This window comes from Pseudomonas sp. IAC-BECa141 (genome assembly GCF_020544405.1).
Classification (GTDB): domain Bacteria; phylum Pseudomonadota; class Gammaproteobacteria; order Pseudomonadales; family Pseudomonadaceae; genus Aquipseudomonas.
The window spans coordinates 343,636-362,980 of the sequence record NZ_CP065410.1 but is presented as its reverse complement, the minus strand read 5'-3'; the positions used below and the strand labels follow the sequence as shown (position 1 = coordinate 362,980).

General features: G+C 60.6%; 19 protein-coding genes, 1 tRNA gene and 1 pseudogene. 12 read left to right on the top strand and 9 right to left on the bottom strand.

Features of this window, described 5'->3' with window-relative positions; translation table 11 throughout:
- The first annotated feature begins 14 nt into the window (after window positions 1-14).
- From I5961_RS01655 to I5961_RS01645, 3 genes and pseudogenes are all read left to right on the top strand, one after another.
- The gene (locus I5961_RS01655; protein ID WP_085698060.1) at window positions 15-1,334 is read left to right on the top strand and encodes a S41 family peptidase; all 1,320 of its coding nucleotides are present in this window, start codon (window positions 15-17) and stop codon (window positions 1,332-1,334) included.
- A 2-nt stretch (window positions 1,335-1,336) separates the two neighbouring features.
- Window positions 1,337-2,112: pseudogene (locus I5961_RS01650) on the top strand (divergent polysaccharide deacetylase family protein).
- 107 nt (window positions 2,113-2,219) lie between these two features.
- A complete protein-coding gene (locus I5961_RS01645) occupies window positions 2,220-3,626 on the top strand; it encodes a Vps62-related protein (RefSeq protein WP_085702708.1) in 1,407 nt (468 codons plus the stop codon).
- On the opposite strand, the gene I5961_RS01640 is transcribed toward I5961_RS01645, so the two are convergent.
- From I5961_RS01640 to I5961_RS01610, 7 genes are all read right to left on the bottom strand, one after another.
- A complete protein-coding gene (locus I5961_RS01640; protein WP_085702709.1) occupies window positions 3,607-4,362 on the bottom strand; it encodes a substrate-binding periplasmic protein in 756 nt (251 codons plus the stop codon). The genes I5961_RS01645 and I5961_RS01640 overlap by 20 nt on opposite strands.
- A gap of 76 nt (window positions 4,363-4,438) precedes the next feature.
- Window positions 4,439-5,209: an imidazole glycerol phosphate synthase subunit HisF gene (gene hisF, locus I5961_RS01635; protein ID WP_007897430.1), complete on the bottom strand. Its 771-nt coding sequence runs from the start codon at window positions 5,207-5,209 to the stop codon at window positions 4,439-4,441.
- A 9-nt stretch (window positions 5,210-5,218) separates the two neighbouring features.
- Window positions 5,219-5,956, bottom strand: a complete 738-nt coding sequence (gene hisA / locus I5961_RS01630) for a 1-(5-phosphoribosyl)-5-[(5-phosphoribosylamino)methylideneamino]imidazole-4-carboxamide isomerase (protein ID WP_085698056.1) — start codon at window positions 5,954-5,956, stop codon at window positions 5,219-5,221.
- A gap of 42 nt (window positions 5,957-5,998) precedes the next feature.
- Window positions 5,999-6,259: a DUF2164 domain-containing protein gene (locus tag I5961_RS01625; protein ID WP_056787227.1), complete on the bottom strand. Its 261-nt coding sequence runs from the start codon at window positions 6,257-6,259 to the stop codon at window positions 5,999-6,001.
- The gene (gene hisH, locus I5961_RS01620) at window positions 6,260-6,898 is read right to left on the bottom strand and encodes an imidazole glycerol phosphate synthase subunit HisH (RefSeq protein ID WP_085698054.1); all 639 of its coding nucleotides are present in this window, start codon (window positions 6,896-6,898) and stop codon (window positions 6,260-6,262) included.
- Complete coding sequence (hisB, locus tag I5961_RS01615) at window positions 6,898-7,491, bottom strand: imidazoleglycerol-phosphate dehydratase HisB (protein WP_039764670.1); 594 nt, start codon at window positions 7,489-7,491, stop codon at window positions 6,898-6,900. The genes hisH and hisB overlap by 1 nt, the downstream gene beginning before the upstream one ends.
- Before the next feature lie 292 nt (window positions 7,492-7,783).
- Window positions 7,784-9,448 carry an OFA family MFS transporter gene (locus I5961_RS01610; RefSeq protein WP_085611172.1) on the bottom strand — a complete coding sequence of 555 codons (1,665 nt, stop codon included), beginning with the start codon at window positions 9,446-9,448 and terminating at the stop codon, window positions 7,784-7,786.
- A 355-nt stretch (window positions 9,449-9,803) separates the two neighbouring features.
- Here I5961_RS01610 and I5961_RS01605 point away from each other — a divergent pair, with 355 nt between their 5' ends.
- The 5 genes from I5961_RS01605 (at window position 9,804) to I5961_RS01585 (ending at window position 13,995) form a co-directional block, all read left to right on the top strand.
- A complete protein-coding gene (locus I5961_RS01605) occupies window positions 9,804-12,029 on the top strand; it encodes an AsmA family protein (RefSeq protein WP_085698053.1) in 2,226 nt (741 codons plus the stop codon).
- Entirely contained in the window at window positions 12,026-13,093 is a 1,068-nt protein-coding gene (gene mutY, locus I5961_RS01600) for an A/G-specific adenine glycosylase (RefSeq protein WP_085702710.1), read from the top strand. The genes I5961_RS01605 and mutY overlap by 4 nt, the downstream gene beginning before the upstream one ends.
- Window positions 13,090-13,362, top strand: coding sequence for an oxidative damage protection protein (locus I5961_RS01595; protein WP_007952551.1), 273 nt, complete (start codon window positions 13,090-13,092; stop codon window positions 13,360-13,362). Before mutY ends, I5961_RS01595 begins: the two co-directional genes overlap by 4 nt.
- A 91-nt stretch (window positions 13,363-13,453) precedes the next feature.
- Window positions 13,454-13,529, top strand: a tRNA-Phe gene (locus I5961_RS01590).
- 205 nt (window positions 13,530-13,734) lie between these two features.
- Window positions 13,735-13,995 (top strand): hypothetical protein, encoded by a 261-nt coding sequence (locus tag I5961_RS01585; protein ID WP_227234145.1) that lies wholly within the window; start codon window positions 13,735-13,737, stop codon window positions 13,993-13,995.
- Window positions 13,996-14,000: 5 nt separating this feature from the next.
- Here the strand turns inward: I5961_RS01585 and I5961_RS01580 are convergent, their stop codons facing one another.
- Complete coding sequence (locus I5961_RS01580) at window positions 14,001-14,450, bottom strand: hypothetical protein (protein WP_085702712.1); 450 nt, start codon at window positions 14,448-14,450, stop codon at window positions 14,001-14,003.
- A gap of 261 nt (window positions 14,451-14,711) precedes the next feature.
- Here I5961_RS01580 and I5961_RS01575 point away from each other — a divergent pair, with 261 nt between their 5' ends.
- From I5961_RS01575 to I5961_RS01560, 4 genes are all read left to right on the top strand, one after another.
- On the top strand, window positions 14,712-15,770 hold the full coding sequence (locus I5961_RS01575; RefSeq protein WP_085702713.1) for a PDDEXK nuclease domain-containing protein: 1,059 nt from the start codon (window positions 14,712-14,714) through the stop codon (window positions 15,768-15,770).
- Between the two features lie 69 nt (window positions 15,771-15,839).
- The gene (locus I5961_RS01570; RefSeq protein ID WP_085702714.1) at window positions 15,840-16,811 is read left to right on the top strand and encodes an alpha/beta fold hydrolase; all 972 of its coding nucleotides are present in this window, start codon (window positions 15,840-15,842) and stop codon (window positions 16,809-16,811) included.
- A gap of 20 nt (window positions 16,812-16,831) precedes the next feature.
- On the top strand, window positions 16,832-17,245 hold the full coding sequence (locus tag I5961_RS01565; protein ID WP_085698045.1) for a hypothetical protein: 414 nt from the start codon (window positions 16,832-16,834) through the stop codon (window positions 17,243-17,245).
- A gap of 6 nt (window positions 17,246-17,251) precedes the next feature.
- Complete coding sequence (locus I5961_RS01560; protein ID WP_085698044.1) at window positions 17,252-17,704, top strand: hypothetical protein; 453 nt, start codon at window positions 17,252-17,254, stop codon at window positions 17,702-17,704.
- Between the two features lie 70 nt (window positions 17,705-17,774).
- Here the strand turns inward: I5961_RS01560 and gabP are convergent, their stop codons facing one another.
- Complete coding sequence (gene gabP, locus I5961_RS01555) at window positions 17,775-19,166, bottom strand: GABA permease (protein WP_085698043.1); 1,392 nt, start codon at window positions 19,164-19,166, stop codon at window positions 17,775-17,777.
- Window positions 19,167-19,345: the final 179 nt, after the last annotated feature.

Below are 19,345 nucleotides of genomic sequence, written 5' to 3'. Positions count from 1 at the left end.
GGAGTTCGTTCGACATGCTGCATTTGTCCCGCCTTACCTCGCTGGCCCTGACGATCGCCCTGGTGATCGGCGCGCCTCTGGCGTTTGCCGCTCAACCGGCCCCGGCTGTCGCTCCGGCAGGCACTGCCGCGACCTCCAAGGCGCCATTGCCGCTGGAAGAGTTGCGCACCTTTGCCGAGGTCATGGACCGGATCAAGGCCGCCTATGTCGAACCGGTGGACGACAAGACCCTGCTGGAAAACGCGATCAAGGGCATGCTCAGCAACCTTGATCCGCACTCCGCCTACCTTGGTCCCGAGGATTTCGCCGAGTTGCAGGAAAGCACCAGCGGTGAATTCGGCGGCCTGGGCATCGAAGTCGGCGCCGAAGACGGCTTCATCAAGGTCGTGTCGCCAATCGACGACACGCCGGCGTCGAAGGCCGGCATCCAGGCCGGCGACTTCATCGTCAAGATCAACGGCGCGCCGACCCGTGGCCAGACCATGACCGAAGCCGTGGACAAGATGCGCGGCAAGATCGGCCAGAAGATCACCCTGACCCTGGTTCGCGACGGCGGCACGCCGTTCGACGTGACCCTTGCTCGCGCCGTGATTCAGGTGAAGAGCGTCAAGGCGCAACTGCTGGAATCGGGTTATGGCCTGATCCGCATCACCCAGTTCCAGGTCAAGACCGGCGAAGAGGTCTCCAAGGCCCTGGCCAAACTGCGCAAGGACAACGGCAAGAAGCTCAACGGCATCATCCTCGACCTGCGCAACAACCCGGGCGGCGTGTTGCAGGCAGCGGTGGAAGTGGTCGACCACTTCATCACCAAAGGCCTGATCGTCTACACCAAGGGTCGGATCGCCAACTCCGAACTGCGCTTCTCCGCCACCGGCAAGGACGAAAGCGAAGCGGTGCCAATGGTTGTGCTGATCAACGGTGGCAGCGCCTCGGCCTCGGAAATCGTCGCCGGCGCCCTGCAGGATCAGAAACGCGCCGTGGTCATGGGCACCACCAGTTTCGGCAAGGGCTCGGTGCAGACCGTGCTGCCGCTGAACAACGACCGCGCGCTGAAGATCACCACTGCGCTGTACTTCACGCCGAACGGTCGCTCGATTCAGGCCCAGGGCATCGTCCCGGACATCGAGGTACGCAAGGCCAAGATCACCAACGAGGCAGACGGCGACTACTTCAAGGAAGCCGACCTGCAAGGTCACCTGGGCAACGGCAACGGCGGCGCGGACCGTCCAACCGGTTCGGGCGGCAAGGCCAAGGCGATGCCGCAGGATGACGATTACCAGTTGGCCCAGGCCCTGAGCCTGCTCAAAGGCCTGAGCATCACGTCCGGCCGTTGAGGATGTCTTTGCGTTTTCTCTTCGTCCTGCTGTGCTGTCTGGCGGGTGCTGCTCATGCAGAACCTGCCAGACCAACACCTCAAAAAGCCTACCTGACACTGATCATCGACGACCTGGGGCAGAACCTGCCCCGGGATCGCCGCGTGCTGGCCCTCCCGGGCCGGTGACCACGGCGATCATGCCCGACACCCCGCACGCCACCGAATTCGCCCGCGAAGCCCATCGCGCCGGCAAGATCGTGATCCTGCACATGCCGATGGACCCGGCCACCGGTCCGTTCGCCTGGCATCCCGAACTGCCGATCGAAGAGCTGGAAAAACGGCTGAACGCCGCGTTCAAAATGGTCCCGTACACCGCGGGTATCAACAACCACATGGGCAGCCGCATGACCGCTCAACCAGTGGCGATGGCGTGGCTGATGGGCGAGTTGCAGCGCCGCCACAAATTCTTCGTCGACAGTCGCACCAGCGCGCAGACCGTCGCAGCGCAACAGGCGCAGAAGATCGATCTGGCGAGCGTTTCGCGGGATGTGTTTCTCGATGATGAGCGCACCGAAGCGGCGATCCTGACCCAATTGCAGACCGCAATCAGCCTGGCGCACAAACAGGGTTCGGCAGTGATGATCGGCCATCCCTATCCGCAGACCCTGGCCGTGCTGGAGCGCGAGCTGCCGAAATTGAAAGCTCAAGGCATCGAGTGGATCGACATCAAGCAGATGATCAGCGTGCGCAGCAATCGGGCCACCGCCGCTCATGGGAAAGACGGCGTTTATCGGTAACAAGCTGTCACGAAGCGATAGATAGATACCGCAGCCAGCCCCCTCGCTACCCGGATATTGAGACCCGTCGCGGCCACACCGAGCCGTTTCTTTATTCGGGATCAATCATGAACACCCAAACCAATCTTCATTTGCCTGTTCGGCAGATGGAACCCATAGCGGTTGAAAACCTGCTGATCAATTTCACCACCGAGTTCCACCGGATCTGGGACAACACCGGCTCGAAGTCAAAACCCGGCAGTTTCTGGCGTCCGACACCGGCTCCCGACCTGCTACCCGGTTATTTTCCGTTGGGTGATCTCGTTGTCGCCGGACGAGACAACATCAACGATAAGAAGGTGATGGCTGTCGTCCGCGAGGGGGATCTGCAAAATACCGAGCCGGGCAAAGGTCCTGCACTGAGCAGGCCGGATGATTACCAACTCGTCTGGAACGATATCGGCTCGAACGCCAACGGCGACTGCTCTGTCTGGCGGCCGATCCCTCCGCAAGGTTACGTGGCTCTCGGGCTGGTGTGCTCCAACGACCGCAGCAAGCCGTCCTTCAATGCCGTTCGTTGTGTGCGCACCGACCTGGTGATCGCCGCCAGTACCGGCGACCTGATCTGGAGCGACAAGGGCAGCGGAGCCGACCGCGATTTCAGCGCCTGGAGCGTCAAGCCTCCCGCAGCGCCCGCAGGGGAAATCTACTTTGCTCCGGGCACGTTCATTGGCGAAAACGGCTACGGCAAGCCTGCGTCGCCAGTCATCGCCTATGCCTTGCGGATGCAGATTCCCCTTCAGGTCGAGTCACCACCAGCCGCCCCCGTACTCACCGGGCACGATGCCTCTGCCGCCCTTACACCAGCGAAGATCACACGAGTGGTGCAGTTGCCGTGGTTCGCGGTAAACGACTCACTCATGGCAAACCTTGAACAACTGCGCACCTCACCGTTTTACAGCCTGGAGAGAACAGATCGCTATTTGCTTGTCGGCCAGGGGCAAAACAGTACAGACATGAACCGAGCGCTCAAATCGAAGGCCGGCCGTACCCAGTCCTGGGAGACGTTGCGCAAGTTCTGCCGTAACACAGGTATTGAAATCGGCGATCAATGGTCACCAAGCAGGTCTTTACCTGAGCCTGTCATCATCTGCTCGGCCAAATTGCACAACAGCTTCTTCAACGCCGAGTCAGAACCTTTCGAATGGGTGAACTCTTCGGACGCAGAGGTCATCGCACTCGTTGCAAAAAACCGGTTCGCGGCGGTTTACGTCTTGCAGAGCGACTATCGACTGTTGCGCGAAGACGGCTCACAAGTGGAAGGTCATTTCAGCTTTACCGACATGGACAGCCTGCATATGACGGATTGCCCGGTCGAGCCTGAACTCGAACGCGTGAAGGAACCGCTCGAAGAACCCGCGGAACCGACCGTCACTGAACCGGCAAAAGAGCCTGAAGAGCCGCCGGTGGCGGAGGTCGCAGTTAAACCGCAACCACCGGCTGAACCCGCAGCGGTTACAGATATCGCCCCATGATCTCGTCGACCACGCCATCCTTGCGCATCTGATCCAGCGCAGCTTGCAACTTGGCAACGGTTGCATCCGGTACGTCCTTGTTCAGCGCCAGATACAGTTCGGCACTGTTGAAGCGAAGCACGGTTTTCAGCCCGATCACGCCATCCTGCCGCGCCAGATAACGGCCGGCAGGATCGCCGGTGGCCCACAGGTCGATCTGGCCGCTGACAAGTTTTTTGGCATTGTCCTGATCGCGCAGCACCACCACCGGCTTCAGACCCTGTTTGGTCAACGTCTCGGCGATGGCATCGCCCTTGTAGGCGCCGATCTTGTATTTGCGCGCGTCATTGAGGGTTTCGAGGGTGATCTTGCTGTCGGCCTTGGCCAGCATGACCCAGTCGTCCGGGCCGATCGGGCCGACCCACTTGAAGAGTTTTTCGCGATCCGGCAGGCGCGCCATGACGAACGCACCGTAACCGGGATTCTCCAGCGCCAGTTTGTAGACCCGCTCCCAAGGGAAGCGCAGGGTCAGGCTGTAAGTGATGCCGGCACGCTTGAACATCTCGCGCACGATGTCCGTGGCGATGCCGTTGATGTTTTCATCCTGGGCGAAATTCTTGCCGTTCTTCGCCATGTTGTACGGCGGGAAGTTTTCGGTAAGAAGCACCAGATCGGTGTCGGGACTTACTTCGGCGTGGCCGGTGTTGATCAACAACACGGAGGCACTGGCGAGAGCGAGAAGCAGGCGTTTGATCATGTCGGGCTACCGAAATCCATGGCGTGCCCAAGAGTGCCTTGGGTACGCCATGCTGTCCACTGGCCTGTATGGATGTTTAACGCATTACGATACCGCGATGAGCCATGTAGGCTTTGGCTTCCTGAACGGTGTATTCGCCGAAGTGGAAAATACTTGCCGCCAGTACCGCGCTGGCGTGGCCTTCAAGAATGCCGTCAGCCAGATGCTGCAGGTTGCCGACGCCGCCGGACGCGATCACCGGAATACCCAGCGCATCGCTGATGGCGCGGGTCACGCCGAGGTCGAAGCCGTTTTTCATGCCGTCCTGATCCATGCTGGTCAGGAGGATTTCACCGGCACCCAGGCCTTCCATTTTCTTCGCCCACTCGACCGCGTCGAGGCCGGTCGGTTTGCGGCCGCCGTGGGTGAAGATCTCCCAGCGCGGGGTTTCGCCCGGGCCCGAAACCTTCTTCGCGTCAATGGCAACGACGATGCATTGCGAGCCGAAATGCTGCGCCGCTTCGCCGACAAATTCCGGGTTGAACACGGCAGCGGTGTTGATCGAGACCTTGTCCGCACCGGCGTTGAGCAGGTTGCGGATGTCCTGCACGGTACGCACGCCACCGCCGACGGTCAGCGGAATGAACACCTGGCTGGCCATACGCTCGACGGTGTGCAGTGTTGTGTCACGGCCATCGACGCTGGCGGTGATGTCGAGAAAGGTAATCTCGTCGGCACCCTGCTCGTCGTAGCGACGGGCGATTTCCACCGGATCGCCGGCGTCACGGATGTTCTCGAATTTCACACCTTTGACGACCCGACCGTTATCCACGTCCAGGCAAGGGATGATGCGTTTGGCCAGCGCCATGGTCAGTCCTCAGCCTTGGTACGAGTCGCAGAAAGCTTGCGCTTGGGCGACGTCGAGAGTGCCTTCGTAGATCGCCCGGCCGGTGATGGCGCCGATGATGCCCGGCGCCCTGGCGTCGAGCAGCGACTTGATGTCACCCAGGTTGTGAATGCCGCCGGAAGCGATCACCGGGATCCTGGTGGCAGCCGCCAGTGCAGCGGTGAACGGAACGTTGCAGCCCTGCATCATGCCGTCTTTGGCGATGTCGGTATAAACGATCGAGGACACGCCGTCGGCTTCGAACTGCTTGGCCAGGTCGATGACCTGCACGGTGCTGATTTCAGCCCAGCCATCGGTGGCGACAAAACCGTCCTTGGCGTCCAGACCAACGATGATCTTGCCCGGGAACGCGCGGCAGGCTTCAGCGACGAACGCCGGATCCTTCACCGCTTTGGTGCCGATGATCACGTAGCTGACGCCCGCCTTGACGTAGTGCTCGATGGTTTCCAGCGAACGGATGCCGCCGCCGATCTGGATCGGCAGGGTCGGGTAGCGCTTGGCGATTGCGGTGACGACTTCGCCGTTGACCGGCTGCCCTTCGAAAGCGCCGTTCAGATCGACCAGATGCAGACGGCGGCAACCGCCCTCCACCCACTTGGCAGCCATGCTCACCGGGTCATCGGAGAACACTGTGGAATCTTCCATGCGGCCCTGGCGCAGACGTACGCAGGCACCGTCTTTGAGATCGATAGCGGGAATAATCAGCATCTGGCAAACCTTCAAATTTGAATGTTCAGCTTGGCTCGGAAATCAGTTTTTCTCGAGCGCCCACAGGTCGCTTTCAATGCTTTCAAACCGCTCCTTGAGGTGGGTCTGCACATCGAAAATCGCCCTGTTGTAATAGTGCGGAGCAATTTCGCGGGTAAACAGCTCAAGAATTTCCGCCGCCTCGAACGAACCCAGGTCCAGTTCGAAACGATCCTCCATGAACCGCTGAATCTTGCGGTTGGCCTCACTCTCCTGCTCAGGCGTGAGGGTCAGGATCGGCGGCCTGGATTTCTTGACGGCCATTTACCAGCGACCGTCCCACGCGGCGAAGTTCTGCAGCAATTGCAGGCCATGGGTATGGCTCTTCTCCGGGTGGAACTGCACGGCGAAACGCGAACCTTCGGCCAGCGCCGCAGCGAAATCGACACCGTAATGACCGCTGCCGACCACCTGCCGCGGGTTACCGGCGGCGATGTAGTAGCTGTGCACGAAGTAGAAGCGCGCCAGGTTCGGAATGTTGTGCCACAGCGGGTGATCCACCGCCTGCTTCACTTCGTTCCAGCCCATGTGCGGGACTTTCAGGTGTTCGCCGTCTTCATGCAGGTCTTTGCCGAAGAACTTCACCGCGCCCGGGAACAGGCCGATGCAGTCGACGCCGTCGTTCTCTTCGCTGCTGTCGAGCAAGGCTTGCATGCCGACGCAAATGCCGAGGAAGGGACGATCCTGGCTGACTTCACGCACCAGCGAGTCGAAACCGAGGCGACGGATCTCCGCCATGCAATCGCGAATCGCGCCGACGCCGGGGAAAACCACCCGGTCGGCTTCGCGGATAACTGCCGCGTCGCTGGTGATCAGCACCTTGCCGGCACCGACGTGCTCGAGGGCCTTGGCCACCGAGTGCAGGTTGCCCATGCCGTAATCGATAACTGCAACGGTCTGCATTACAGGACGCCTTTGGTCGAAGGCATCTGGCCGGCCATGCGCTCGTCCAGCTCGACGGCCATGCGCAGCGCGCGGCCGAAAGCCTTGAACACGGTTTCGATCTGGTGGTGGGTGTTGGTGCCGCGCAGGTTGTCGATGTGCAGGCTGACCAACGCGTGGTTGACGAAGCCCTGGAAGAATTCCTGGAACAGGTCGACGTCGAAGCCGCCGACGGTGGCGCGGGTGTACGGCACGTGCATCTGCAGGCCCGGGCGGCCAGAGAAGTCGATCACCACGCGCGACAGCGCTTCATCGAGCGGCACGTAGGCGTGGCCGTAGCGACGGATGCCTTTCTTGTCGCCAATGGCTTGCGCGAAGGCCTGGCCGAGGGTGATACCGACGTCTTCCACCGTGTGGTGGTCGTCGATATGCAGATCGCCCTTGCATTGGATATCCAGGTCGATCAACCCGTGACGGGCGATCTGGTCCAGCATGTGCTCAAGAAAAGGAACACCGATATCGAATCGGGCCTTTCCGGTGCCATCAAGGTTGATCGAGGCTTTGATCTGGGTTTCCAGAGTGTCGCGCTCGACAGACGCCTTACGTTCGGCCATCACCAGCTCCGCAAAATCATTGGGCGAAAAAGGCAGCCATTATAGGGGCGCGGGGCCGAAACAGAAACACGAGAGGTGCAATGACTGACGGATAGAACCCCCGGCCGTCGCGGGTAGACATGTCCATACAAGCCATTACAGGCAGCCTGAAAACAAATGTGGGAGCGAGCTTGCTCGCGAAATCGGTGGGTCAGCCGACAACGATGTCGACTGATCTACCCTCTTCGCGAGCAAGCTCGCTCCCACAGGTGTTGGTGCCGGCCTGAGATATCAGGCCGGCAATTTCAGCGTCTTAGTGGAACAGAACCGCCGTCTTCTGCAGGGTCACCCACACACCCCACGCCAACGGAATCCCCACCACCAGCCACGCAGCGATCGCCAGTGGCTTGCTGCCCGGCGCGGCTTTCCACTCCAGCACGGTGCTGGCGTCAGCACCCTTGTCGTGGCCCAGCGCCTGCTCGGCAGCCAGTTCGGCGTCGGTCATGAAGTACTTGTCGGCCACCGGGCGCACCAGCAGGTTGCACAGGAAGCCCAGCACCAGCAGGCCGGCGAGGATGTACAGGGTGATGTCGTAAGCGGCGGCGCGTTCAACGCCGATGCTCAGCTGATACTCACGCAGGTAGTTCACCAGCACCGGACCCAGCACGCCGGCGGCGGCCCAGGCAGTCAGCAGACGACCATGGATCGCACCGACCATTTGCGTACCGAACAGGTCGGCCAGATACGCCGGCACGGTCGCAAAACCACCGCCGTACATCGACAGAATGATGCAGAACGCCGCCACGAACAGCGCAACGTTGCCCAGGTGACCGAGATTCGGGATCAGCGCGTACAGCGCAAAACCCAGTGCGAAGAACACGAAGTAAGTGTTCTTGCGGCCCAGGTAGTCCGAGAACGACGCCCAGAAGAAGCGACCGCCGATGTTGAACAGGCTCAGCAGACCGGTGAAACCGGCTGCAATGGCAGCGATGGAAGCCAGTTGACCGGCGTCCAGCTGACCGAACGGCAGGTCGTTGCCCAGCAGCTTGCCGCCGAACACTTCCTGCAACAGCGGCGAAGCCATGCCGAGGATGCCGATACCGGCGGACACGTTCAGGCACAGCACCAGCCACACCAGACGGAATTGCGGGGTCTTCCAGGCCACGTTCACGTGAACGTGACGGTGGGTGATCATCGCGTTCGATGCTTTTTTCGCCGGCGCGGTCCAGCCTTCAGGCTTCCAGCCGGTTGGCGGAACGCGGTAGGCCAGAGCGCCTCCGATCATGAACACGAAGTAGATCGCAGCCATGGCCACGAAGCTCTGCCATACGCCCACGCCAGTCGGCGAAGCGAAGTGGCTCATCAATGCGGTTGCCAGTGGAGCACCAACCATCGCGCCGCCACCGAAACCCATGATCGCCATGCCGGTCGCCATGCCGCGCTTGTCCGGGAACCACTTGATCAGGGTCGAGACCGGTGAGATGTAGCCCAGGCCCAGACCGATACCGCCGATCACGCCGGAGCCGATCCACATCAGCCAGATCTGGTGGGTATAGATCCCCAGCGCAGAAATCAGCAGACCGCCGCACCAGCACAGAGCCGATACAACGCCAGCCTTGCGCGGGCCTGCGTGTTCGAGCCAGCCACCCCAGATCGCTGCCGAGCAGCCGAGGAAGATGAAGAACAGGGTATAGATCCAGCCGAGCATGGAGATCGGCCAGTCGCATTGCGACGAGAAGACTTGTGCAATGAAGCTCATGTCCGGTGCGCAAGCCACCGGAGCGGTCACGCCCAGCGCCTTGGACAGCGGCAACCAGAACACCGAGAAGCCGTAGGCCATGCCGATGCACAGGTGAATGGCCAGAGCGGCCGGCGGAACCAGCCAACGGTTGAAACCGGGCTTGGCGATGATGCGTTCCTTGGACAGGAACCCGGGCTGATCGGCTTTGAAGCCGTCCGCCGTAATGGTCGTGCTCATTATGTATCCCCCAATTATTAGTATGGTTCGCCAGCCACTGCTCACCCCCGGCCTTTATGCACGCAGGCATGACCGTTTTTTTGCGGGTGAAGCTCCTTGAAAGCGCGACGTTAAGTCGCAGATGGGCGGACGAACGGGCGAAGGTTACCATTTGCACGTGACAGAAAAACCAAACTGACATCACCTTTTTTGGGTCATCTGATCTCCTGACGCCGGGGAACCCCGATGCCGATCGTTGTCGAAGCGCTGTACATCACGGTTCAGCGGGCTGACGGGGCACCGCAACAGCGAGGGTTGATGCAGCGCTATACTCCCCGGCTAAATCACGAATTCGACTACTTACAAGGACTCGCCCATGAAAGCGTTCGGCAAAATCCTGGGTCTGGTACTTCTCGGGCTGTTGCTGATCATTGTGGCGGCGGGCTTCGCCCTGACCCACCTGTTTGATCCCAACGACTACAAAGACGAGATCCGCCAGATTGCCCGCGACAAGGCCCACATCGAGCTGACGCTCAATGGCGACATCGGCTGGAGCCTGTTCCCGTGGCTCGGCCTGGAACTGCACGAGGCCAGCGTCGCGACTCTGGCCAAGCCTGCCGAACCGTTTGCCGACCTGCAGATGCTCGGCCTGTCCGTGCGCGTGTTGCCGCTGCTGCGCCGCGAAGTCCAGATGAGCGATGTGCGCGTCGAAGGCCTGAACCTGCGCCTGAATCGCGACAAGAATGGTCACGGCAACTGGGAAGACATCGGCAAGGTGCCGCCCAAGGCCGGCAGCACACCGGCACCGACCACCACCGCCGAAACCGCACCCGAGACCACCCCGCAACCGGAAAAACCGGCCCAGCCGATCCGCCTCGACATCGACAGCCTGACCGTCAACAACGCCCGCGTGGAATACAACGACGAGCTGACCGGCAAGCAATTCAGCGCCGAAAGCATTCAGCTGAGCACCGGTGCGGTCCACGATTCGACCAACATCCCGGTCAAGGCCACCGCATTTCTCGGCACCAATCAGCCAGTGCTGCGGGTGCGCACCGAGCTTAACGGCGAGCTGCGCTTCGAGCGCGCCCTGCAACGCTACAAGTTCGAAGACCTGAAGCTTTCCGGCGAAGTCGCCGGCGATCCGCTGCAAGGCAAAACCGTGACCTTCGCCGCCCAAGGCCAGTTATTGCTGGACAAGGCCGCCAACGTCGCCGAATGGACCGGCATCAAGCTGTCGGTCAATCAACTGCGTGCCTTGGGCGAGCTGAAAGCCAACGACCTGGACAAGACGCCACAGATCACCGGCGGGATTTCCATTGCCCAGTTCGACCTGGCGAAATTCGTCGACAGCATCGGTCAGACCTTGCCAGCCATGGCAGAAGGCAGCCTGAGCAAGGTTGAACTGGTCAGCCGTGTCGCCGCCACGCCGACCAGCGTTTCGCTGGACAACATCAACCTGAAACTCGACGACAGCAGCTTCAGCGGCCGCATCGCCGTCGAAGATTTCGCCAAGCAATCGCTGCGGGCGATCCTCAAGGCCGACACCTTCAATGTCGACCGCTACCTGCCGCCGAAATCGGAGAAAGCCAACAACGCCACCCAGGTCCGCCAGGCCGAAGTTGCCAACACCGAGGCCGATGCGATGGCCGGTGCCGGCAGCACACCGCTGCCGGAAAAACCGAGCAAAAGCGCCTGGAGCACCGAGCGCCTGTTCCCGGTTGAGCGCCTGAGCAAACTCGACGTAAACGCCGACCTGACCTTCGGCCAGTTGACCCTCGACAAGCTGCCGATCCAGAACGCCGCACTGAAAGCCACCGGCCAGGGCGGCCTGCTGACCCTGGAAAATCTGCGCGGCGAGCTGTACAACGGCGACTTCGAAGCCAAGGGCACGCTGGATGTGCGCCAGACAGCGCCGGTGCTGAACCTGCAAACCCGGATCAACCGGGTGCCGGTGGAGAAAATCCTCGAAAGCCAGGGCAAGAATCCGCCGGTCAAAGGTCTGGTCAATCTCACCAGTACCGTCACCGGCAGCGGCAACAGCCAGCAGGCGCTGATCGACACCCTCAACGGCAACGCCAGTTTTGTGATCAACAATGGCGTATTGCTCAACGCCAACCTTGAGCAGCAACTGTGCAAGGGCATCGCCACGCTCAACCGCAAATCCCTGAGCGGTGAGCCGCGCGGCAAGGACACGCCGTTCCAGGAACTCAAGGGCAACCTCACCTTCCGCAACGGCGTGGCCAGCAACCCGGACTTGAAAGTGCGCATCCCCGGCATGAGCGTCAACGGTGACGGCGATATCGACCTCAAGGTGCTGGGCATGGATTACCGCGTCGGCATCATCGTCGAAGGCGATACCAGTGCCATGCCGGATCCGGCCTGCCAGGTCGGCGAGAAGTTCGTCGGCATCGAATGGCCGCTGCGCTGCCGTGGCCCGCTGGAACTGGGCGCCAAGGCCTGCCGCGTGGACAACGAGCGCCTGGGCCAGGTCGCGACCAAAATGGCCGGCGACAAGCTCAGCGAAAAAATCGACGAGAAACTGGGCGACAAAGTCAGCCCGGAACTGAAAAACGCATTGAAGGGGCTGTTCAAGCGATGAGAGCGGAGCAGTTTTCCACGGCGGTGCTGGAATGGTTCGACCGCCACGGCCGCCATGATTTGCCCTGGCAACAGAACATCAACCCGTACCGGGTGTGGGTGTCCGAGATCATGTTGCAGCAGACCCAGGTCAGCACCGTGCTCAATTACTTCGACCGCTTCATGGCCGCGCTGCCGACGGTCGAAGCCCTGGCCGAAGCGCCGGAGGATGAAGTGCTGCACTTGTGGACGGGCCTGGGTTACTACACCCGCGCGCGCAATCTGCAGAAGACCGCGAAGATCGTCGTCAGCCAGTACGGCGGCGAGTTTCCCCGGGATGTCGAGAAGCTCACCGAACTGCCGGGCATTGGCCTGTCCACGGCCGGCGCGATCGCCAGCATCAGCATGGGCCTGCGTGCGCCGATTCTCGACGGCAACGTCAAACGGGTGCTGGCGCGCTTTACCGCGCAAGAAGGCTACCCCGGCGAGCCTAAGGTCGCGAAACAGCTGTGGGCCAACGCCGAGCGCTTCACGCCGCAGGATCGGGTCAACGCCTACACCCAGGCGATGATGGACCTGGGCGCCACGCTGTGCACCCGTAGTAAACCGAGCTGCCTGCTGTGTCCGCTGAAAAAGGGCTGTGAAGCGCACCTGCTCGGCCTGGAGACGCGTTACCCGATCCCCAAGCCGCGCAAGGCCATCCCGCAGAAACGCACGCTGATGCCGCTGTTGGCCAACGAGAACGGCGCAATTCTGCTTTATCGTCGACCGTCCAGCGGATTGTGGGGCGGTTTGTGGAGCCTGCCGGAGCTCGATGACCTCGACGACCTGCAACACCTCGCCGCGCAGCACTCGCTGGAACTGGGCGAGCAGCAGGCGCTGCCGAGCCTTGTCCACACATTCAGCCACTTCCAGCTGTCCATCGAACCCTGGCTGGTTCAGGTGCAGGAGGTCGGCGGTCACGTGGCCGAGGCCGACTGGCTCTGGTATAACCTCGCCACCCCGCCGCGCCTGGGCCTCGCCGCCCCGGTCAAGACCTTGCTCGAACGCGCGGCCGCCGTCTTGAATGCAGGAGAGTCGACATGACCCGCACCGTAATGTGCCGCAAATACAAAGAACAACTCGAAGGTCTGGAGCGCCCACCGTACCCGGGCGCCAAGGGCCAGGACATTTTCGAACACGTCTCGGCCAAGGCCTGGGCCGACTGGCAGAAACACCAGACCCTGCTGATCAACGAAAAACGCCTGAACATGATGAACGCCGAAGACCGCAAATTTCTTCAGGGCGAAATGGACAAGTACTTCTCCGGCGAGGAATACGCTCAGGCCGAAGGCTACGTTCCGCCAGCCGAATAACCCCCGGATTTCGTAAGCGACGGAATTAATTTAAGAAATTTTAAAAAAGTCGTTGACGCAAATCCGAAAAACCCTTTTAATGCGCCCCGTTGCCCAGATAGCTCAGTCGGTAGAGCAGGGGATTGAAAATCCCCGTGTCGGCGGTTCGATTCCGTCTCTGGGCACCAAATACCGAAAACCCTGAATCGCAAGATTCAGGGTTTTTTTATGCCTGCGATTTGACGGTGACCCGATTCCGCCCTTCTTGCAGACCGGAAATCGCGATACGTTGCTCAACCCTTACGCAAGAGGGTCATCCGCGCGATGAACCAGAAAAGAACCCGCGTTCCCCTCCCCCATCCCGCTCCACCGATAAAACGCACCGACTGGCTGATGATCGCTCTCGGCCTGATGTTCATGCTGTGTACCGGCCTGATCGCCTATGAAACCGTGGACGGTTTGATTCAGGGACGCATCGGCAACCTGGCTCGCGGCAAACACTTCGCCGTGTATTCGTTGACCACACAACCCGCCAACTTCTGGTTTGCCATCGCCACGCATTGCCTCCTCGCCCTCTTCCTGTCGGGCGCAGCATGGGTATTGATCTGGCTGGGCCGCACGGCAACGGTCACGCCATCCCGGCGCGACCGGTAACGCTACTAGCTGTTGTCATTCCAGTGAAAAACCAGATTGCGCGCAGCACCGCCGCCTATTTCGGCCGCATCCCGGCGTGTTTCACCGTTGCGGGTCGCCACGACCGTGTATTTGCCGGGCGGCAACTGCACGTAGACCAATGGCCCGGTCTGATTCAGCGTCAGCACGGTCTGACCCGGAGCTTTCTGGATCATCACGTCGACATCGGCGGTGTATTGGTTTTGCATGCCGACGGCGAACGTCATGTGCAGGTTGTAGCCCGCGGATTGCTGAATGGCTTTCGACTCATCTTCGCCAATCCCGCCAGCCAGATAGCGAACGCCGTTTTGTTCTTGCTGCTGAGCCTGCACAGCGGAGCTGTCGATCGGCTCCAGACTCGCAGCCTGCGCCATGGCCGGAAACAGCAGCACCGCAGCAGCGGCAACGGGCAGCACGAATGAAAGAACACGTTTCATGAGGACGACTCCCGGGCTCTCGCGGAACCCAATCGTTACCTCTTTTTAGATTTTGTCTTGCGGGGTGGGTTTTAGAACGATTGGGAGTTGCGGTTGATACGAAAAGGACTACACGCCGTACTCCTCGTTCGCGGACTCCGTCAGCCTGATCTCGCAAAACCCGCCCACTCTTCCTTCAGTGGCATCAGACACGGCCGGCATCCCCAGGCCCTGAACAATTGGCATGCTCTTGCTTCTGTTCACCCCGAGCCGGAAGACCTGATGAGCCAACTGGAAACGGCTGAACCACAAGATTCAAAACTTGAGTCGCTGCTGGGCGATCTGGGCGACCTGATACGCGAGGCCAGGCAGAAAGTGCTGCGAACGGTCGACACAATTCAAGTCCAGACCTGCTGGCAGATCGGGCGACACATTGTCGAGTTCGAGCAACAGGGAGCCCGGCGTGCGGGGTACGGAAAACAGCTTCTGGCTACGCTGGCGAAGGAGCTGACTGCAGACTTTGGGAAAGGCTTCGACGTTACCAATCTTCGAAAAATGCGGCAGTTTTATCAGCTCTTTCCAATTCGAGACGCACTGCGTCTCGAATTGAGCTGGACCCATTACCGCAGGATATTGCAGGTCGAAAGCGAACCCGCCCGGCAGTGGTACATGAACGAAGCCGCTGCGCAAAACTGGTCAAGCCGTGCCCTCGATCGCCAGATCAACACCCTCTACTACGAACGTCTGTTGATGAGTCGGGACAAAACCGACGTCTATGCAGAGGCCGCAACCAACATTGCCGCGATGAAAAGCAATCCCCGGGAATTCATCCGCGACCCGGTCCTGCTGGAATTTCTCGGCCTGCCATCACCGGGCAAGCTTCAGGAATCCGAACTGGAGCAAGCCTTGATCGACCAGCTCCAGGGATTTCTCCTTGAGCTGGGCAAAGGCTTCGCTTTTGTCGGTCGCCAGCAACGCATCAGCGCTGGCGACGATGATTTTTACATTGACCTGGTGTTCTACAACTACCTGCTCAAATGCTTCGTCATCCTCGATCTGAAGCGCGGCAAACTCAGTGCTCGGGACGTAGGCCAGATGGACATGTACATCCGCATGTACGACGACCTCAAACGTAGCGAGGGCGACGGGCCAACGGTGGGGATCATTCTCTGTGCCCAACAAAATGAATCGGTGGCGCGCTACACGATCCTCAAGGGTAATGAACAACTGTTCGCCAGCAGCTACAAACTGGTGCTGCCGAGCGAAGAGGAGTTAAGAGCGGAGTTGAATCGGGAACACACGCTGCTGGAAGAGCGCTTGAGCGATCAGACGGCTGATTGATCGCCGACGGATTGTTCACCGAGCCAGCTGGGACTATCGTTGGCAGCTACTCCGCGAAGGTCGAGAGCCATGGGTTTTCAAGACACGCACGCACTGGAAGCTGCCCGGAACAGAACCACACTCGCAAGCGATGTTCAGGACGCCCCCTTTCGGGAACCTGCCGCCGACGGTTATCTGCTCGGCGGTTTCACCTGGCGTCACGCCTCACCAGACCCACAACGCCCAGTGGTAATCATCAACGCCGCCACGTCCGTGCGCTGCCGTCACTATTCGCGCTTCGCGGCGTACCTTTTCGCCAACGGCTTCGACGTGATCATTTACGACTACCGGGGCATTGGTGAATCACGACCGAAATCGATGAGGCATTTGCAGGCTTCATGGACGGATTGGGGCGCGCTGGATTTCGAGGCGATGCTCAAACGCGCGCAGCGGGAGTTCCCCGGGCAGCCGATCGATGTGGTCGGGCACAGCTTCGGTGGCTGCGCAGCAGGCCTGGGGGCGTCCGGGAAGATAATCCGGCGACTGGTGACGGTCGGCGCGCAATTCGCTTACTGGCGCGATTACGCGCCCGAGCACCGCTGGCGGATGTTCGGCAAATGGCACCTGCTGATGCCGCTGGTCACGCTGTTCTGTGGCTACTTTCCGGGCAAACGGCTTGGCTGGCTGGAAGACACCCCCGCCGGCGTGGTGCGCGACTGGAGCACGCCGGACGCACGTTATGAGCGGCGCCCGAGCGGCAGAACGATGACCGACTTGCCCTTCGCCAACGTCCGGGCCAAAGCCCTGGCAATCAGCATCAGCGACGATCCCTACGGCACGATTGCCGCCATCGAACGCCTGCTCGCTTACTTTCACAACGCGCAAAGGACCCACCTGCGAATCGAGCCGCAGGACATCGGTGAACAGCAAGTCGGACATTTCGCCTTTTTTCGCAGCGCATACCAAGCCACACTATGGCCCATCGCTCTGACCTGGCTGCAGACCGGCGAACTGGCCTCCGACACCCCGGGGCGCAAAATCCCACGCAGCCAAGCCCTTTAACGCACCACGGAACACACACCATGGCTTCCGCCAACAAGCAGCAAAAACGCGCCGCCCGAGCCAAGACCAAAGCCAGGCAGAACCGCACCAAGCGTGCCGAAGCACCGGTCGAGCTGGACCCGAACGACGACCGCATCGATTTCGAATCGGTGGACCTGACCGAACTGTTCAAGAAAATGATCGACGCCGAGAAGATCAGCCAGCAGGCCATGTGCACCGCATTCCTCGAGGACCCGTTGCTGGAGCTGGTGTACGAGCAGGAAGGCGAAGAAGGCGCGATGGATTTCATCCTCGCCGCCCTGATCGAGTACCGCCAGTGGTCCACCGAAACCGACGAAGCCGGCGCCCTGGCCTGGATCGAGTCGCCTGAATTCCAGAAAGACTATGTGGCCGCGTCCGACGCGATCGCCGCACAAACCCAACAGAAAAACTGAGTTCCCATGGCATCCCTGAACAAGCAGCAGAAACGCGCCAAACGCGCCAAGGCCAAAGCCAAGCAGATCCGCATGGTCGGCCGCAAACCTCTGGCCCTGGACGATGACCACGGTCACCTGGCGGAGCCGATCCCGGAATACACCCTGGCGATGTTCAGCAAAATGCGCGACGCCGAAGCCGTCAGCCGCGACGAAATGCTGCTGACCCTGCTACGGGAGCTGGCGTTCATCATCGTCGACCATCCTGAACTGCTGGACATGGAAAATGCTGACGACGAAGGCATGGCCGCCACTCACCTGGCCGCCGACATGCTGATCGACTACCGCATGTGGGCCGACGGAATGGATCGCGAGACCGCCCAGGCCTGGTTGAGCGAGCCGCAGTTCATCACCGATTTCGGGAAGGCACTGGACACCTACGGCCAGTCGCTCGAAGCGCAGGAAGAAAAGAGCGAATAAACCTCGCCCGCAAACAAAAACGGCCGCTTGTCATCGCTGACAGCGGCCGTTTTGCATGACGCGATACGGATCAGTTCAACACCACCGCACCACGGTTTTCTGCCTTGCGACGACGCGCCACGAGCAGGCCGGTCGCGACAACCACCAGGCTCAGCAGGCCGGTCGCGAGGATTTCCACGCGGTGGGCTTCCTGGAACAGCATGATGGTCAGGGCCGCCACGATGAATACGATCACCGCGTAGGTCAGGCCCGGGAACAGCCACATGCTGAAGACGATTTTCTCGCCGCGAGCCACGCGTTGTTTACGCATGCGCAGTTGCGAAATCGCGATCACCAGGTACACCAGCAGTGCGATGGCGCCGGAGCTGGCCAGCAGGAACTCGAACACCGCAGCCGGGGCCACGTAGTTGGCGAAGGTGCACAGGAACGCCGCGCCGGTGGACAGCATCACCGCCCAGTAGGGGGTGCCGCTCTTGTTGGTGCGGGTCGACATGGCTGGAGCATCGCCACGTTTGCCGAGGGAGAACAGCATGCGCGAAGAGGTGTACAGCGCCGAGTTCAGGCAGCTGGTCACAGCGACCAGTACCACGATGTCGACGATCATCTTGGCATTCGGGATGCCCATGCGCTCAAGCACGGTCTGGTAGGAACCGAGGCTGGCCAGCGCAGGATCGTTCCATGGCACCAGAGCCACAACGATGAAGATCGATACGAGGTAGAACAGGCCGATCCGCCAGATCACCGAGTTGGTGGCCTTGGAAATCTGCTTGCCAGGGTTCTTCGATTCCGCGGCCGCAATGGTCACGATCTCAGTACCCATGAAGGAGAACATGGTGGTCAGGATCGCGCCCAGCACCGCGCCCATGCCGTTCGGCAGGAAGCCCTGGGTGTCGAAGATGTGCGAAACGCCGCTGACCTGGCTGTTCGGCAGGAAGCCGAAAATGGCCGCGACGCCGAGAATGATGAAACCAATGATCGCCACGACTTTGAGCAGGGCGAACCAGAATTCGAACTCACCGTAGTTTTTCACGCTGAACAGGTTGGTCACGGTCAGCAGCATGGTGATGATCAGCGCGAATGCCCAGATTTCCACACTCGGAAACCAGGCGTGCAGGATGGTTGCGGCGGCGTTGGCCTCCAGCGGAATCACCAGAACCCAGAACCACCAGTACAGCCAGCCGATGGTGAAACCGGCCCAATGACCGATGGCACGGTCGGCGTAAGTCGAGAACGAGCCAGTGTCAGGCGAGGCGACAGCCATCTCGCCAAGCATGCGCATGACCAGCACAACCAGCGCGCCAGCAGCGGCGTAAGCCAGCAGAACAGCGGGACCGGCGGCGGCGATGGCATGGCCGGAGCCTACGAACAGACCTGCACCGATCACCCCGGCGATCGACAGCATGGTCACATGACGCGGTTTGAGCCCCTGTTCGAGGCCATTGGAGCTTTGGGTACTGCTCATTGAAACTACCTTTGCGAGGAAAGCGATGGCGTCCGGCCCGTCTGGCGTTCCTTCTCGTAAAAAGAATCCAACGGGGCGTTCCGAATTCTGCACGCAATAATTGCGCCAAAATGTTTCAAAGTCTTCTGGCCTGCGGTTTTCAGCGCGACCGGACAGTCATCGCAAGTCATTGAGAATAA